The following is a 15,816-nucleotide window of genomic DNA, read 5'->3' as shown; positions in this document are numbered from 1 at the left end:
GTGCTCCCGCGTGGGTTCAGGCAAAGATCCTGGAGCGCCGCGCCGCGGCATCGCCCACGAGCTGCGGGCTTTGCGGGTAGCTCACCGAGGGCAGCATGGCCGGCGTGATGGCCTTGTGCCACTGCGCATAGGTCGCGTCCGCACCCAGGCCGCGCAGCGCCTTGAGCGCGTAGTAGGTGAAGGCGCCGTTGAAGCGGCCGGCGATGTGGGCGTCGTAGCTGAAGTGATTGGGCCCTTCCTGGCAGCCGGCCAGCAGCAAGTCGCCGCTGCGGCGCAGCATCAGCTTGGCCAGCGGGCTGCTGCCCTGCACGGCCGGCAAGGCGCGCGGCAGCGCGGCCGCATCCATCCAGTTGCCTATGGGCATGAAGCGCGGGCGGGTGGCGCGCGGGTCGGCATCGGGGTCGGCCGCGGCGCGGGTGACGGTGCCGGAGTGGCAGCTGTCGGCCACCAGCACCAGCTTCACCTTGGGCTGGCGGCGCAGGAAGAGCTCGTGGATCTCGTCGTCCAGCAGCGCGCCCTCGGTGCGTATGTCGTGGGGGCACAGCGCCTCGTCCAGGCCGTCCACCTCGTCGCCGTCGGTATCGGGCACGTAGGTGCCGTGGCCGGAGTAGGTGATGACGAGCACGTCGCCGCCCTGCCCCTGCTCGATGAGGCTGCCCATGGCCTGCGCCATGGCCGCCTTGGTGGCCTGGGCGTCCAGCAGCGTCGTCACGCCGAAGCCGCGCTGCTGCAGTTCCCTGGCCCAGTCCTGCGCGTCGTTGACGCAGCCCTGCAGGTCCATCCCGGTGCCGGGATAGTCGTTGATGCCGATGCACAAAGCCTTCTTTGCCATGTCGCCTCCGCAAGACCGGACTTCAGTGTCCGGCCCCCGTTAGCCTAGGGGGAGCGCCGGCGCGGCGCACCCCCTGTTTTCACGACTGCCAAAGGGGGTGGCGGGGCACTACGGCGCCCGCAGCGGGCGCATGGCACGCGAGACGCGCGCCCCGCCCCGCAGTTCGCCGGCAGGCCGGCAAGGCGGATCGCAAACCGCTTGTGTGCGTCGAGCGCATGGAGTGCACGGCGGGCACGTTCGTCGCCAGGCTACAAGGATGCGCACGCAACCCACAGCGCATCGCCCAGGCAACGGTGGCGCGCAAGGCCCGCGCCACAAAGCAAAAAGCCTGGTGTCTTGTGGACACCAGGCTTCGGCTTTTCTTGGTCGGGGTGGCGGGATTCGAACTCGCGACCCCTTGCACCCCATGCAAGTGCGCTACCAGGCTGCGCTACACCCCGACGACTGAAGCCGTAAGTATAACGCATATTTCGAGCCTTCCTTCAGCTTGCTGAGAAGAAGTTGCACAGGCATCTTCCTCGTGAAAAGTAGCCGCCGGCATTGACCGATTGCGGCATCGAGGCTGCCGTGCCATGGCTTGCCATGCATCGAGCGATCCACGAGCAGTACAGCTGCACCGTGCCCCCTCAGCCCTCAGCCCTCAGCCCTCAGCCCTCAGCCCTCAGCCCTCAGCCCTCAGCCCTCAGCCCTCAGCCGCCTCACATGGACACACGAGCTTCGCTCTGCCCACAAAGCAAAAAGCCTGGTGTCTTGTGGACACCAGGCTTTGGCTTTTCTTGGTCGGGGTGGCGGGATTCGAACTCGCGACCCCTTGCACCCCATGCAAGTGCGCTACCAGGCTGCGCTACACCCCGACGACTGAAGCTAGCAGTATAACACCAATTTGCTATTTGTGATCAAGCAGCGCGCGAATTTGAAGAAGTTCGGCGCGCAGCTCTTCGAGCAGGCCGCTCGGCTGGTCCTCGATGGAGACCAGCGCCAGAGGAAGCTCGAAAGCTTGCTCGGCGGCGGGTGCCACGTCGCCCTGCGGCGACTGATCCGCTTCATCGGCCAGCGCCTTCGCCGCATGCAGCGCGGCACTGCGGGGCGACTCGTCGGCCAGCCGGTTGCGCGCACCGTTGATGGTGAAGCCCTGCTCGTACAGCAGGTCGCGGATGCGGCGGATGAGCAGCACTTCGTGGTGCTGGTAGTAGCGCCGGTTGCCGCGGCGCTTCATGGGCTTGAGCTGCGAGAACTCCTGTTCCCAGTAGCGCAGCACATAGGGCTTGACGCCGCAAAGCTCGCTCACTTCCCCGATGGTGAAGTAGCGCTTGGCGGGAATCTCGGGCAGCGGCGTCTTGTCCATTTTCAGGTGCTCCAACTGGAAGAGCTCGCCGCCCGCGCCTCAAGGCCCAGGCGGCCCCGCCAACCCCGACTGGCCCGGCCGGCCGTGGTCAACGCCGTCTTACTCGGCGTCGTCTTGGGCGTCGGCATCGCCCTGCACCAGCCCCTTGAGCTTGTGGCTCGCGTGGAAAGTCACGACGTTGCGCGCGTTGATGGGAATGGTCTCCCCCGTGCGCGGATTGCGCCCCGGGCGCGGCGCCTTGCGGCGGATGTTGAAGTTGCCGAAGCCCGACAGCTTGACCTCCTGGCCCTGCACCAGCGCGCCGTGGAGGATGTCGAAGAAGGCTTCGACCATGTCCTTGGACTCGCGCTTGTTCAGGCCCAGGCGTTCGAACAGCAGCTCGGACAGCTCGGCCTTGGTCAGCGTGGGCGTTTCTATGCTGGGCAGCAGCACGGCATCGGCCGGATTGGTGATGTCGTTCATGTCCGTGTGTCCCTCCTTATCCGCGCAACCGCACGCCTAAGCGCTGCTGCAGCCGCTGCAGCAACGCGGACATCGCGGCGTCCATGCGCTCGTCGGTGAGCGTGGCCTCGGGGTCCAGCAATTCGACGCGCACGGCCAGGCTGCGCTCGTTGGCTTCCATGCCAGCCACGGGCGTGGCGGGCTTGTAGAGGTCAAAGAGCTTGGCCGAGCGTACCAGTGAGCTGTCGTCGTCGAGGATGACGCTCATCAGGGCGTCATGGCCCAGGTCCTCGCGCGCCACCAGCGCCACGTCGCGCCAAGCCGACTGCAGCCGCGCAATGGGCTGGAAGGCCGGCACCGGGCGCTGCAGCAACGCGTCGAGCTCCAGTTCGAACAGCACCGGCGCCTGCGGCAGCTCGTAGGCCTGGCGCCAGCGCGGATGCAGCTCGCCCAACCAGCCCACGGCCACGCCGTCGATCTCGATGCGGGCGCTGCGGCCCGGGTGCAGCGCGGGGTGCGTGGCGGTCACGAACTTGGGGCTGAGCGGCGACAGCAGCGCTTGCACGTCGCCCTTGGCGTCGAAGAAGTCCACCGCGCGCTCGCGCTGGCCCCACTGCAGCTCCTGCGCGCTGCCGAAGGCCAGGCCCGCAAGGCGGCGCGGCTGATGCACGTTGGCCACCGTGGTGTCGGTGTCGGCCACCGAGCCGTCGCGCATGAACACGCGGCCGATCTCGAACACGCGCACGCGCGAGGCCTTGCGCGCGAGGTTGTAGCGCAGCACGTGAACCAGGCTGCCCAGCAGGCTGGAGCGCATCACCGCCAGCGGCGCGGCGATGGGGTTGAGCACGCGGATGGGGTCGGCGTTGCCGGCAAGCTCCGTCTCCCAGCGCTCCTCCACGAAACTGAAGTTGATGGTTTCCTGGTAGCCCAGGTCGGCCATCAGGTGGCGCAGCGCATGCGTGCTGCGCTGGTTCTCCGTCAGCACATGGGCGGTTACCGGCGCAACCGGCGGCGTATCGGGCAAGTTGTTGAAGCCGACGACGCGGATGACCTCCTCGATGAGGTCTTCCTCGATCTGAAGGTCGAAGCGCCAGGTGGGGGGCGTCACCGTCAGCGTGCCCTCGCCTTGCGTGAAGGTCAGGCCCAGCCGCGTGAACACTTCGGCGCACTGCGCCTGTGTGACGGGCATGCCGATCACGCGCGCGGCGCGCGCCACGCGCAGCGTCACGGGCTCGCGCGCGGGCAGTTGCGTGGTCTGGTCGTCCACCGGGCCGGCTTCGCCGCCACAGATCTGCTGGATCAGCCGCGTGAGGTGCTCGATGTGCTCCACCGTCTGCGCCGGGTCCACCCCGCGCTCGAAGCGGTGGCCCGCGTCGGTGCTGAAGTTGTAGCGGCGCGAGCGGCCGGCCACGGCTTGCGGCCACCAGAAGGCGGCTTCGACGTAGACGTTGCGCGTGTCATCGGACACGGCCGTGGCGTCACCGCCCATGATGCCCGCCAGCGATTCGACGGACTGCGCGTCGGCGATCACTCCCACGCTTTCGTCCAGCTCCACCGTGTTGCCGTTGAGCAGCTTGAGCTGCTCGCCCTTGCGGCCCCAACGCACCACCAGGTTGTCGTGGATCTTGTCGAGGTCGAAGATGTGGCTGGGACGGCCGTACTCGAACATCACGTAGTTAGAGATGTCCACCAGCGCGCTGACCGAGCGCTGGCCGCAGCGCTCTAGCCGCTCCACCATCCAGGCCGGCGTCTGGGCTTGCGGATTGATGCCGCGCACGATGCGGCCGGAGAAACGGCCGCAAAGGTCGGCCGCTTCGATGCGCACGGGCAGCCGCGCGTCATGGACGGCGGGCACGGGCTCGAACGTGGGCATCTTCAGCGGCGTGCCGGTGAGCGCGGAGAGCTCGCGGGCGATGCCGTACACGCTCAGGCAATGCGCCAGGTTGGGCGTGAGCTTGATGGTGAAGATGTGGTCGTCGAGCTTGAGCACGTCGCGCACGTTCGCGCCCACGGGCGCGTCGGCCGACAGCTCCAGCAGGCCGCCGTGGTCTTCGGAGAGCTTGAGCTCGCGGGCGGAACACAGCATGCCGAAGCTCTCGACGCCGCGCAGCTTGCCCAGCTTGATCTCGAAGGGCTTGCCGTCATCGCCGGGCGGCAGTTGCGCGCCGACGAGCGCCAGCGGCACGCGGATGCCGGCGCGGGCGTTGGGTGCGCCACAGACGATTTGCAGCGGGCCGTCCTTGGAGTGCTCGCCGGCGTCCACCTTGCACACGCGCAGGCGGTCGGCGTTGGGGTGCTGGACGGCTTCCAGGATCTCGCCCACGACGATGCCGCTGAAGGCGGGAGCGGCCGGGTGCAGCTCCTCCACTTCCAGGCCGGCCATGGTCAGCGTCTCGGAAAGCTCGGCGGTGGTCAGGGGCGGATTGCAGAATTCTCGCAGCCAGGACTCGGGAAATTGCATGGTCGATCTCAGCCTTTACTTGAACTGCGAGAGGAAGCGCAGGTCGCCGTCGAAGAACAGGCGCAGGTCGTTGACGCCGTAACGGAGCATGGTCAACCGGTCCGGCCCCATGCCGAAGGCGAAGCCGATGTACTCCTCGGGGTCCAGGCCGAAGTTGCGCACGACGTTGGGGTGCACCTGGCCGGAGCCCGCCACTTCCAGCCAGCGGCCCTTGAGCGGGCCGCTGCTGAAGGCGATGTCCACCTCGGCCGACGGCTCGGTGAACGGGAAAAAGGACGGACGGAAGCGGATTTGCAGGTCGTCCGTCTCGAAGAAGTTGCGAAAGAAATCGGCGAAGACGGCCTTGAGGTCCTTGAAGCTGACGTTGCGGCCAATCCACAGGCCTTCGCACTGGTGGAACATGGGCGAGTGCGTCGCGTCGCTGTCCACGCGGTAGGTGCGGCCCGGTGCGATGACGCGGATCTCCGGCATCTCGCCGCCCTTGCCTGCATGCGCCTTGACGTGCTGCACGGCGTGACGCACCTGCATGGGGCTGGTGTGCGTGCGCAGCAGGTAGTCGCCTTGCGGGCCCTTGGCATCGACGTAGAAGGTGTCGTGCATGGAGCGCGCCGGGTGGTCGGCGGGCGTGTTCAGGGCCGTGAAGTTGAACCAGTCGTTCTCGATCTCGGGGCCGTCGGCCACGGCAAAGCCCATGGAGCCGAAGATGGCCTCGATGCGCTCCAGGGTGCGCGAGGTCGGGTGCAGGCCGCCCATGCCGCGCTGGCGGCCGGGCAGCGTGACGTCCAGCGCCTCGGCCTGGAGCTGGCGCTCCAGCTCCGCATCGGCCAGCGCCTGGCGGCGGGCGTTGAGCGCGGCCTCGACCTGCTGCTTGAGCGCGTTGATCTCGGCGCCGCGAGCCTTCTTCTGCTCAGGCGGCAACGCGCCCAGGCCCTTCATCAGTTCGGTCAGGCGTCCGGTCTTGCCGAGGTAGCGCGCCTTGGCGTTCTCCAGCTCGGCCGGCGTGGCGGCGGCAGCGAAGTCGGCACGCGCGGACGACACCAGGGGATCGAGGTCGTTCATGGAATGCGGGACGGGGGGCGGGGGCGATAAAAAAGGCCGGTCACCAGGTGCCGGCCTTCGGAGGGGTTGCCCAACCCGGGAAAACCGGGCCGGGGCAGCGCTCGGCGCGCCGTCACCCAGGGGCAACGGCACACGGCGGGCGCGCGACTCAGGCGAGCTGGGCCTTCACCTTCTCGACGATGCTGCCGAAGGCGGCCGGATCGTTGACGGCCATGTCGGCCAGGACCTTGCGGTCGATCTCGATCTGGGCTTTCTTCAGGCCGGCCATGAACTTGCTGTAGGTCACGCCCAGGGCACGGGAAGCCGCGTTGATACGGGCAATCCAGAGCTGGCGGAACACGCGCTTCTTGGCACGGCGGTCGCGATAGGCGTACTGGCCCGCCTTCATCACCGCCTGCTTGGCGATGCGGAAGACGTTCTTACGGCGGCCGCGGAAGCCCTTGGCCAGGGCCAGGACCTTCTTGTGGCGGGCGCGGGCGGTTACACCACGTTTGACGCGAGGCATGGTTCTACTCCTTTAACCTTGAAGCTCAGAGGCCGGCGAAGGGCAGCATCGCAGCGATGTGGCCCATGTTGGTCTCATGCACGTTGGCAGCGCCGCGCAGCTGGCGCTTGTTCTTCGTGGTCTTCTTGGTGAGGATGTGGCGCTTGAACGCCTGACCGCGCTTCACGGTACCACCCGGACGGACGCGAAAACGCTTCTTCGCGCTGCTCTTGGTCTTCATCTTGGGCATGACTGCTCCTTGTAAGTGACCCTTGCGGGCGACCGCGGAAAACACTCCGCGGTGCTTGTCGGCCCGCAACGGCTTCTGTGTCGCGGCCACCACCTTGCAGCGGCAACCGGACCGTTGGCGCCACCGGTGACCAGACCGGCGATGCCTAACCCTGCTTGTGATGCTTACTTGCGCCGGGGCGCCAGCACCATGATCATCTGGCGGCCTTCGAGCTTGGGCATGTGCTCGACCACCGCCACGTCGGCCAGCTCGTCGCGAATGCGCTCCAGCAGCCGCATGCCGATTTCCTGGTGCGTGATCTCGCGACCGCGGAAACGCAACGTGACCTTGCCCTTGTCGCCATCTTCACCAATGAAGCGGCGCAGGTTGCGCATCTTGATCGCGTAGTCGCCTTCGTCCGTACCCGGGCGGAACTTGACTTCCTTGACCTCGATGACCTTTTGCTTGGCCTTGGCCTCGGCAGCCTTCTTCTGTTCCTGGTACTTGAACTTGCCGTAGTCCATCAGCCGGCACACCGGGGGATCCGCCGTGGCGGCAATTTCCACCAGATCGACGTCGGCCTCGCCGGCCATCCGCAACGCTTCCTGGATGCTCACGATGCCCAGCGGCTCGTTGTTTGGGCCGTTGAGACGCACCTGAGGCGCCATGATCTCCCGATTCAGCCGATGCTTACGCTCGGCATTCGGAGTGCGACGATCGAAAAAAGTAGCGATGGTTTGAACCTCGTGTCAGCCGAAGGCGGCGGCCGTGGAATCGATCAGCGCGCGTTGCGGGGCAGCTCAGGCCTTGCTGGCAATGGCCTCGGCGATCTTTTGGCTGAAGTCGGTCGAGCTCATCACCCCAAGGTCCTGATTGCCCCGGGCGCGCACTGCAACGGTTCCGTTTGCCTTCTCCTTGTCGCCCACGACGAGGATGAACGGAACCTTTTGCAAAGAATGCTCGCGGATTTTATACGTGATCTTCTCGTTGCGCAAATCGGCCTGCGCTCTAACTCCTTGTTTTTGCAGCGCTTTCACCACTTCCTGCGCGTAGTCGGCCTGACCGTCCGTAATACAGGCCACGACGACCTGCGTTGGCGCCAGCCACGCGGGCAGCGCGCCGGCGTGCTGCTCGATCAGGATGCCGATGAAACGCTCCAGGCTGCCGACGATGGCACGGTGCAGCATCACGGGCGTGCGGCGCTCGCCGGACTCGGCCACGTACTCCGCGCCCAGGCGCTGCGCCATGGAGAAGTCCACCTGCATGGTGCCGCACTGCCACTGGCGGCCCAGCGCGTCCTTGAGCGTGTACTCGATCTTGGGACCGTAGAAGGCGCCGTCGCCCGGGGCGATGACGTAGTCGCAGCCTGAGCGCTTGAGGCTCTCGATGAGCGCCTGCTCGGCCTTGTCCCAGATCTCGTCGGAGCCGATGCGCGCCTCGGGCCGCGTGGCGACCTTGTAGAGGATGTCGGTGAAGCCGAAGTCCTTGTAGACCTTCTGCAGAAGCTCCGTGTAGGCCACGCATTCGTCGAGGATCATGTCCTCGGTGCAGAAGATGTGGCCGTCGTCCTGCGTGAAGCCGCGCACGCGCATGATGCCGTGCAGGCCGCCGCTGGGCTCATTGCGGTGGCACTGGCCGAACTCGCCAAAGCGCAGCGGCAGGTCGCGGTAGCTCTTGATGCCCTGCTTGAAGATCAGGATGTGGCCCGGACAGTTCATCGGCTTGAGCGCGTAGTCGCGCTTTTCCGACTCCGTCGTGAACATGTTGTCGCGGTACTTGTCCCAGTGGCCCGTGGCCTCCCACAGCGAGCGGTCGATGATCTGCGGACCCTTGACCTCCAGGTAGCCGTTGTCGCGGTACACGCGGCGCATGTACTGCTCCACCTCCTGCCACACGGTCCAGCCCTTGGGGTGCCAGAACACCACGCCCGGCGCGTGGTCGTCGATGTGGAACAGGTCCAGCTCGCGGCCCAAGCGGCGGTGGTCGCGCTTCTCGGCCTCTTCCAGGCGGTGCAGGTACTGCTGCAGGTCGTCCTTGCTGGCCCAGGCCGTGCCGTAGATGCGCTGCAGCATCTCGTTGCGGTGGTCGCCGCGCCAGTAGGCGCCAGCCACCTTCATGAGCTTGAAGTGCTTGAGCTTGCCCGTGGAAGGCACGTGCGGGCCGCGGCAGAGGTCCTCGAAGTTGCCTTCGCGGTACAGCGAAACGTCCTGGTCCTGCGGGATGCTGGAGATGATCTCGGCCTTGTAGTCCTCGCCCAGGCCCTTGAAGTAGGCGACGGCCTCGTCGCGCGGCAGCACGCGGCGCTCGACCTTCTCGTCCTTCTTGGCCAGCTCGCCCATGCGCTTTTCAATGGCGGCCAGATCGTCCGGCGTGAACGGGCGCTTGTACGAGAAGTCGTAATAAAAGCCGTTTTCGATGACCGGGCCGATGGTGACCTGCGCTTCCGGGAACAGCTCCTTGACCGCGTAAGCCAGCAAGTGGGCCGTGGAGTGGCGGATGAGCTCCAGCCCGTCGGCGTCCTTGTCCGTGACGATGGCCAGCGGCGTGTCCTGCTCGATGCGGTAGCTCAGGTCCACGAGCTTGGCTTCCTTGCCGTGGCCGATGCGCCCGCCCAGCGCCGCCTTGGCCAGGCCGGGGCCGATGGAGGCAGCCACTTCGCCAATGGTGACGGGGGCAGGAAACTCGCGGCGCGAACCGTCGGGCAACTGGATGGCGATCATCGAAGGGACTCCGGAAATGAAAAAGCGCGGTGGGCAACCACCGCGCTTGAGATACGAAAAGGCAAAGGACAGACGCGCGGCAGCGAGCTACGAAACCTCGGTGAAGGTGGTAGTTCGCGGTGTCATAACCAGTGCTGCCTTTCTCGCTCTTGCTGAATTCGTCGGGGAAGACCCGGATTCTAAATCAGGCCGTCCAGCCCCTGTTCGAGCAGAGTCGCTGTTTCCAGGCCTGGACCGCGCCTCAATACCTATAAAGCTGCCCATCCTGCAGCCGCACGCGGTCGCCCACGCGCAAGTCGCCCAGCTCGGCATAGTCAAAAGCGCGCGCGCTGCCGTTGTCGAACTGCACGGAGACGCGGATCGCCCCGTTGCTGCTTTGCCCGCGCTCGATCTGGTTGCCGATCAGCGCCCCGCCCACGGCGCCCAGCACCGTGCCCACGTTGCGCGCCGAGGAGCTGCCGCCGAACTGGCGCCCAACCACCGCGCCGACCACGCCCCCCAGCACGGCACCGCCGCCGCTGGGCTCGGCACCCACGCGTTCTATGCGCGTGACCTGCCCGTACTGCACGTAGGACGGCTGCGGCTGCGGCTGCGCGGGCTGCGGCGTGCCCCAGCCATAGCCCGGCTGCTGCTGCGGCGGATACGCCACCGGCGGCCGACCCACGGGCTGCTGCGCGCAACCGGCCAGTACCGCCACGGCCAGCGCCACCCCCACGCACTTCTTCGTTTGCATCTCTTGCCAACTCCACGCGCCGGGATCGGCGCGCCTGAGCCAGCAACGCGCCAGCCCCGCGGGCGGTTGAAGCGCAATCTGCAACGGGTTGTTCCGGGGCAGGCGGACGGGCGCACGATGGCGCCACCCTGCCCGGCCGCGCCCATGCAGCGGCCGGCAGGCGGGCTCGATCAGCGCTTGGCGATCACGCCGCAGGCGATGCGCGGGCCGGAGTTGCCCGCGGGCTGCGAGCGGTAGTCGTCCGGGTTGGCGTGCAGCACGACGCCGCGGCCCACCACGTCGTTGGCACCGCCCACCGACACGCCCTGCAACATGATGCGCACGTCCACGTTGCCGCTGGCGTCGGTGCGCAGGTTGGGCATGTCGCCCGCGTGGTGCGGGGCGTCCTGGCCGCCGTGGGGCTGGTTGCCGGGGTTGTAGTGGCCGCCGGCGCTGGTGAAGTCCGGCGCCGAGCAGTCGCCCTTCTCGTGCACGTGGAAGCCGTACTCGGCATTGGGTTTCAGGCCGAAGAGCCGCGCATGCGCCATCACGTGGCCGCCCATGTCATGGAACATGACCGAGCCCGACACCGTCTGCCCCGTCGCGGGCGTGAGCGGGGCCATGGCCGAAGGCATGTTCATCATGCCGCCGTGGCCCATGCCCTCGCCCGGCCCGCCGTGGCCTTGGCTGGCGCAACCCGCCAGCACCGCGGCCGCCACCGCCAGACCCGCCACCTTGCCCAAGCTCGAAACCTTCATGGTCCGCTCCATGTTGTCGTGGATGAGGCCGCAACGATAACGCCACGGCACCCGCGTTCAGCGCTTGCCTTGCAACTTGGCGAACGCCGCCGCCATCGCCCCTTGGGGCGCGGGAGCGCTGCCGCCGCCTGCGCGGCCGGCACGCTCCTGGCGACCGGCAGGGCGAAAAGCGTTCCCGCCCCCCGCATTACCGCCCGCGCCGCCGCGCGCCGCGCCCGCGTCGGTGCGCATGGACAGCGCGATGCGCCCGCGCGCCAGGTCCACCTCCACCACGCGCACCTTGACGATGTCGCCGGTCTTGACCACCTCGCGCGCGTCGGCCACGAACTTGTTGGCCAGCTGGCTCACGTGCACCAGGCCGTCCTGGTGCACGCCCAAGTCCACGAAGGCGCCGAACTGCGCCACGTTGCTCACCGTGCCCTCCAGCACCATGCCGGGCTGCAAGTCCTTGATGTCCTCCACGCCGTCGTTGAAGCGCGCCACCTTGAAGTCCGGCCGCGGGTCGCGCCCCGGCTTTTGCAGCTCGCCCAGGATGTCCTTGACGGTGATGGCGCCGAAGCGCTCATCGGCAAAGGCTTCCGGTTTGAGCTTGGCGATGACGTCAGAGTTGCCCATCAGGTCGCGGATGGGCCGGCCCGCCGCGGCGATGATTTTTTCCACCACCGGATAGGTCTCCGGGTGCACGCCGGACATGTCCAGCGGGTTGTCGCCGTCGCGGATGCGCAAGAAGCCCGCGGACAGCTCGAAGGTCTTGGGGCCCAGCCCCGTGACCTCCAGCAACTGGCGCCGGTTGCGGAAGGCGCCGTGCTGGTCGCGCCAGCGCACCACCGAGGCGGCCACGGTGGCGGACAGGCCCGACACCCGCGACAGCAGCGGGGCGGACGCCGTGTTGAGGTCCACGCCCACGCCGTTGACGCAGTCCTCTACCACCGCGTCCAGCGTGCGCGCGAGCTGGCCCTGGTTGACGTCGTGCTGGTACTGGCCCACGCCGATGCTCTTGGGGTCGATCTTCACCAGCTCGGCCAGCGGATCCTGCAGCCGCCGGGCGATGCTCACCGCGCCGCGCAGGCTCACGTCCAGCTCCGGCAGCTCCTTGCTCGCGAACTCGCTGGCGGAATAGACCGAGGCGCCCGCCTCGCTCACCACCACCTTCTCGATGCGCGCGTCGGGCGCGAGCTGCTGCAGCCGCTTGATCAGGTCGCCGGCGAGCTTGTCCGTCTCGCGGCTGGCCGTGCCGTTGCCAATGGCGATGAGGTTGACGCCGTGTGCGGCACACAAGCGCTGCAGCGTGTGCAGCGCACCGTCCCAGTCGCGCCGGGGCTCGTGCGGATAGACCGTGGCCGTGTCCAGCACCTTGCCCGTATCGCTCACCACCGCCACCTTCACGCCGGTGCGAATGCCCGGGTCCAGGCCCATGACCACGCGCTTGCCCGCGGGCGCGGCCAGCAGCAGGTCGCGCAGGTTCTCGGCAAACACCTTGATGGCCACGTCCTCGGCCTGCTCGCGCACGCGGCTGAAGAGGTCGCGCTCCAGGCTCAGGCTCAACTTGACCTTCCACGTCCAGGCGACCGTCTTGCGGATCAGCTCATCGGCCGGGCGCTTGCGGTGGCTCCAGCCCAGGTGGATGGCGATTTTTCCTTCGGCCAGCGAGGGCTGGCCGGGGACGAGTTCCTCGTCCAGCACCAGCCGCGCATCCAGGATTTCCTGTGCCCGCCCGCGGAATACGGCCAGCGCGCGGTGCGAGGGCATGGAGCGTATGGGCTCTTGGTGGTCGAAGTAGTCGCGGTACTTGGCGACCTCGGGGTTGTTCTCGTCCTTGCCGTCCACGCGCTTGCTGCGAAGGGACCCCTCGCTCCACAACCACTCGCGCAGCGGCCCAACCAGCGTGGCGTCCTCGGCCCAGCGCTCGGAGAGCAGGTCGCGCACGCCGTCCAGCACGGCGAAGGCGTCGGCGAAGCCGGCGTCGGCGTTGAGGAAGGCGGGGGCCTCGGCCATCGGGTCCAGCGACGGATCGGCCAGCAGCTTGTCCGCCAAAGGTTCCAGCCCGGCTTCGCGAGCAATCAGGCCCTTGCTGCGGCGCTTGGGCTTGAAGGGCAGATACAGGTCTTCCAGCTCCTGCTTGGTGGGCACGGCCGCGATGGCCGCGCGCAGCTCCGGCGTGAGCTTGCCCTGCTCGTCGATGCTCTTGAGCACCGCGGCGCGGCGGTCTTCGAGCTCGCGCAGGTAGGACAACCGGGCTTCGAGCTCGCGCAATTGCACGTCGTCCAGGGCGCCGGTGACTTCCTTGCGGTAGCGGGCGATGAAGGGGACGGTGGCGCCGCCATCAAGCAGCTCCACGGCCGCCTGCACTTGAGCGGGACGAACCTTGAGCTCGTCCGCAATCTGCAACAGGATTTTTTCCAACTCGGATCGCTTCAGGGTCTGGGAAAGCGCGCGAGTGTGCCACGCCGCCCCTGGGTATTCCCGAGTGTGAAATGCATCACGACCTGGCAGCCGGCCAGGTTTCCGGCTTCCACAACTCGTTTCACCACCGGGGCAGCGGAAACGTCCCGCTCGCTCATGCGCGGCTAGTCTTGCGCTGCCCAAAGTTTGGGCGCCCCCGCCGGCACGATTCGTGCCAAGCCGCTCCCCATGAACCCTTATTGCAGCGCCGCATGGCGACGCCGATCAGACAGCTTTGCCTGTTGCACTGCCCCCTGCGGGCCGCGGGCCATGGAGCGCGGGCGGATGCAAAGAACAACAAGCCCCGCGCCGCTTACAGGCAGGCGCGGGGCGCATGACGCCGCCAGACGCGGCGCCTGGCGCGCACGCAACCTGTGGAGCTGCGCGTCTTCGTCAATTGGGCACCCAGGTGCTGAGTGAGACATGGAGTCACGCCACCCCGCCGCAATGAGCGTTGAAACGAACGCCGCGGCGACCGCCGCCACCGCACCGGCCATTCGCCGGCGCCCCATGGTTCCCCGCCGCTGGTTCGGTCCCGGCGCGGCGCTGCGCGCGCTGCTGCTGGGCCAGGGCGGCGGCGAGCGCGCGCAGCGCCGCGCGCCATCCGCCGATGCCGAACCCGCCTGGCGCGCCGCCGCGCGGCGCCGCCGCGGCGGACTGCTCACGGCCGTGGGCCTCTCGGCCGCGGCCGCCACGCTGGTGCTGGCGCAGCCGGCCGCGGCCGACGGGTTGGACTGGGTGGAAGCGGCGCACCTGCTGCTGTTCTTCCTGCTCTTCGGCTGGGTCAGCGCCGGCTGCTTCACGGCGCTGGCGGGCTACCTGAGCCTGCGCCGGGGCGACGCGTTCGCCCTGCGCGCCGACGAGCTGCTGGCCGACGGCCACGCCCACTCGTCCGGCGACGGCACCCGCGCCCGCGTCGCGCTGGCCATGCCCATCTGCAACGAGGACATGGACGCCGTCTTCGCCGGGCTGCGCGAGACGCTGGAGTCGCTGCGCGCCACGGGGCGCGACGCCGACTTCGACCTCTTCATCCTCTCCGACAGCAGCGACCCCGCGCTGCGCGCGGCCGAGCTGCGCGCCTGGCGCGAGCTGCGCGCCGTGATGGGCCCGGAGCTGGGCGAACGCATTTATTACCGCCACCGCCGCCGCCGCACCAAGCGCAAGGCCGGCAACGTGGCCGACTTCTGCCGCCGCTGGGGCGCGCTCTACCGCTACATGGTGGTGCTGGACGCCGACAGCGTGATGAGCGGCGAGTGCCTGGTGAAGATGCAGGCCCTCATGGAGCAGCACCCGCGCGTAGGCATCCTGCAGACGCAGCCCGTGGCCCGCGGCCACGACACGCTGCACGCCCGCGCGCAGCAGTTCCTGGGCCGCGTGGCGGCGCCGCTCTTCGGCGCAGGCCTGCGCTGCTGGCAGTTGGGCGAGTCCCACTACTGGGGCCACAACGCCATGCTGCGCATCGAGCCCTTCATGAAGCACTGCGCGCTGGCCCCGCTGCCGCGGCGCGGCGGCCTGGGCGGCGAGATCCTGTCGCACGACTTCGTGGAGGCCGCGCTCATGCGCCGCGCCGGCTACGAGGTGTGGCTGGTGGACCTGCCCGGCAGCTTCGAGCAACCCCCGGCGCACCTGCTGGACGAACTGCAGCGCGACCGCCGCTGGTGCCAGGGCAACCTGCAAAACGCGTGGCTGGTGGCCGAGCCGGGCTTTGCCGCCGTGCACCGCGCCATGTTCGTGAGCGGTGCCCTTTCCTACGTCGCCTCGCCGCTGTGGCTGGCCTTCATGGCGCTGGGCGTGCTCAGTGCCGACGACGGCGCCACGCACGTCTTTTCCGGCGCGCCGGTGCTGTGGGTGCTGACGCTGGCCATGCTGGCCGCGCCGCGGGTGTTGGGCGTGGCGCTGATCCTGCGCCGCGGCCAGGCCGCGGAGTTCGGCGGCGCGGCGAAACTGGTCGCCGGCTCGCTGCTGGAAGCCTTGCTGTCCGCGCTGCAGGCGCCCTTGCGCATGCTGGCGCACACGGTGTTCGTGCTGGGCGCGCTCACCGGGCTGAAGCTGGACTGGAAGTCCCCCTCGCGCGACGCCGTGGCACTGCGCTGGGGTGACGCGGCACGCCGCTTCGGCCCCTGGGCCCTGCCGGCCGCGGCGGTGGCCTATTTCGCACAGGTGCCGACGCTGGCGCCGGTGTGGCTGCCGCTGCTGCTGGCCGTGCCGCTGGCGGTGTGGACCAGCCGCCCGGAGGTGGGCGCCTGGCTGCGCCGCCGCGGCATCTGGCTCACGCCGGACGAGGCGCACCTGGCCGACGCGCCGGCCCCGGCCGCCACGCCGCAGCGCCGGCC

At 68.5% G+C, this 15,816-nt stretch carries 13 protein-coding genes and 2 tRNA genes; 1 reads left to right on the top strand and 14 read right to left on the bottom strand.

Annotated features, from left to right (window positions below; translation table 11 throughout):
- Nucleotides 1–16: 16 nt before the first annotated feature.
- The 14 genes from ALA01S_RS23400 to ALA01S_RS23335 all read right to left on the bottom strand — a co-directional run bounded on the left by ALA01S_RS23400 (nucleotide 17) and on the right by ALA01S_RS23335 (nucleotide 13,444).
- Nucleotides 17–832 carry a caspase family protein gene (locus ALA01S_RS23400; protein ID WP_066341598.1) on the bottom strand — a complete coding sequence of 272 codons (816 nt, stop codon included), beginning with the start codon at nucleotides 830–832 and terminating at the stop codon, nucleotides 17–19.
- Nucleotides 833–1,195: 363 nt separating this feature from the next.
- Nucleotides 1,196–1,272, bottom strand: a tRNA-Pro gene (locus ALA01S_RS23395).
- A gap of 337 nt (nucleotides 1,273–1,609) precedes the next feature.
- Nucleotides 1,610–1,686 (bottom strand) — tRNA-Pro (locus ALA01S_RS23390).
- 32 nt (nucleotides 1,687–1,718) lie between these two features.
- Nucleotides 1,719–2,177 carry a MerR family transcriptional regulator gene (locus tag ALA01S_RS23385; RefSeq protein ID WP_066341607.1) on the bottom strand — a complete coding sequence of 153 codons (459 nt, stop codon included), beginning with the start codon at nucleotides 2,175–2,177 and terminating at the stop codon, nucleotides 1,719–1,721.
- 99 nt (nucleotides 2,178–2,276) lie between these two features.
- Nucleotides 2,277–2,639 carry an integration host factor subunit alpha gene (locus ALA01S_RS23380; RefSeq protein ID WP_066341596.1) on the bottom strand — a complete coding sequence of 121 codons (363 nt, stop codon included), beginning with the start codon at nucleotides 2,637–2,639 and terminating at the stop codon, nucleotides 2,277–2,279.
- 16 nt (nucleotides 2,640–2,655) lie between these two features.
- Entirely contained in the window at nucleotides 2,656–5,079 is a 2,424-nt protein-coding gene (gene pheT, locus ALA01S_RS23375) for a phenylalanine--tRNA ligase subunit beta (protein WP_066341594.1), read from the bottom strand.
- Nucleotides 5,080–5,094: 15 nt separating this feature from the next.
- Nucleotides 5,095–6,138, bottom strand: a complete 1,044-nt coding sequence (pheS, locus tag ALA01S_RS23370; RefSeq protein WP_066341591.1) for a phenylalanine--tRNA ligase subunit alpha — start codon at nucleotides 6,136–6,138, stop codon at nucleotides 5,095–5,097.
- A gap of 148 nt (nucleotides 6,139–6,286) precedes the next feature.
- Nucleotides 6,287–6,643, bottom strand: coding sequence for a 50S ribosomal protein L20 (gene rplT, locus ALA01S_RS23365; RefSeq protein ID WP_066341586.1), 357 nt, complete (start codon nucleotides 6,641–6,643; stop codon nucleotides 6,287–6,289).
- A 25-nt stretch (nucleotides 6,644–6,668) separates the two neighbouring features.
- Nucleotides 6,669–6,872 carry a 50S ribosomal protein L35 gene (gene rpmI / locus ALA01S_RS23360; RefSeq protein WP_029001830.1) on the bottom strand — a complete coding sequence of 68 codons (204 nt, stop codon included), beginning with the start codon at nucleotides 6,870–6,872 and terminating at the stop codon, nucleotides 6,669–6,671.
- A 164-nt stretch (nucleotides 6,873–7,036) separates the two neighbouring features.
- Entirely contained in the window at nucleotides 7,037–7,585 is a 549-nt protein-coding gene (gene infC, locus ALA01S_RS23355; protein WP_084267854.1) for a translation initiation factor IF-3, read from the bottom strand.
- A gap of 66 nt (nucleotides 7,586–7,651) precedes the next feature.
- On the bottom strand, nucleotides 7,652–9,571 hold the full coding sequence (thrS, locus tag ALA01S_RS23350) for a threonine--tRNA ligase (RefSeq protein WP_066341584.1): 1,920 nt from the start codon (nucleotides 9,569–9,571) through the stop codon (nucleotides 7,652–7,654).
- A 241-nt stretch (nucleotides 9,572–9,812) separates the two neighbouring features.
- Complete coding sequence (locus ALA01S_RS23345; protein WP_066341582.1) at nucleotides 9,813–10,304, bottom strand: glycine zipper 2TM domain-containing protein; 492 nt, start codon at nucleotides 10,302–10,304, stop codon at nucleotides 9,813–9,815.
- 170 nt (nucleotides 10,305–10,474) lie between these two features.
- Nucleotides 10,475–11,041: a superoxide dismutase family protein gene (locus tag ALA01S_RS23340; protein WP_066341580.1), complete on the bottom strand. Its 567-nt coding sequence runs from the start codon at nucleotides 11,039–11,041 to the stop codon at nucleotides 10,475–10,477.
- A gap of 57 nt (nucleotides 11,042–11,098) precedes the next feature.
- On the bottom strand, nucleotides 11,099–13,444 hold the full coding sequence (locus tag ALA01S_RS23335; RefSeq protein WP_066341579.1) for a Tex family protein: 2,346 nt from the start codon (nucleotides 13,442–13,444) through the stop codon (nucleotides 11,099–11,101).
- 486 nt (nucleotides 13,445–13,930) lie between these two features.
- Between ALA01S_RS23335 and mdoH the strand changes: the two genes are divergently transcribed.
- Nucleotides 13,931–15,816, top strand: a 1,886-nt coding sequence (gene mdoH, locus ALA01S_RS23330) for a glucans biosynthesis glucosyltransferase MdoH (protein ID WP_066341577.1), incomplete at its 3' end; no start/stop codon positions are given.

The organism is Azohydromonas lata NBRC 102462 (assembly GCF_001571085.1).
GTDB classification, from domain to species: Bacteria; Pseudomonadota; Gammaproteobacteria; order Burkholderiales; family Burkholderiaceae_C; genus Azohydromonas; species Azohydromonas lata.
This window is presented reverse-complemented; position numbering and strand designations above follow the sequence as displayed.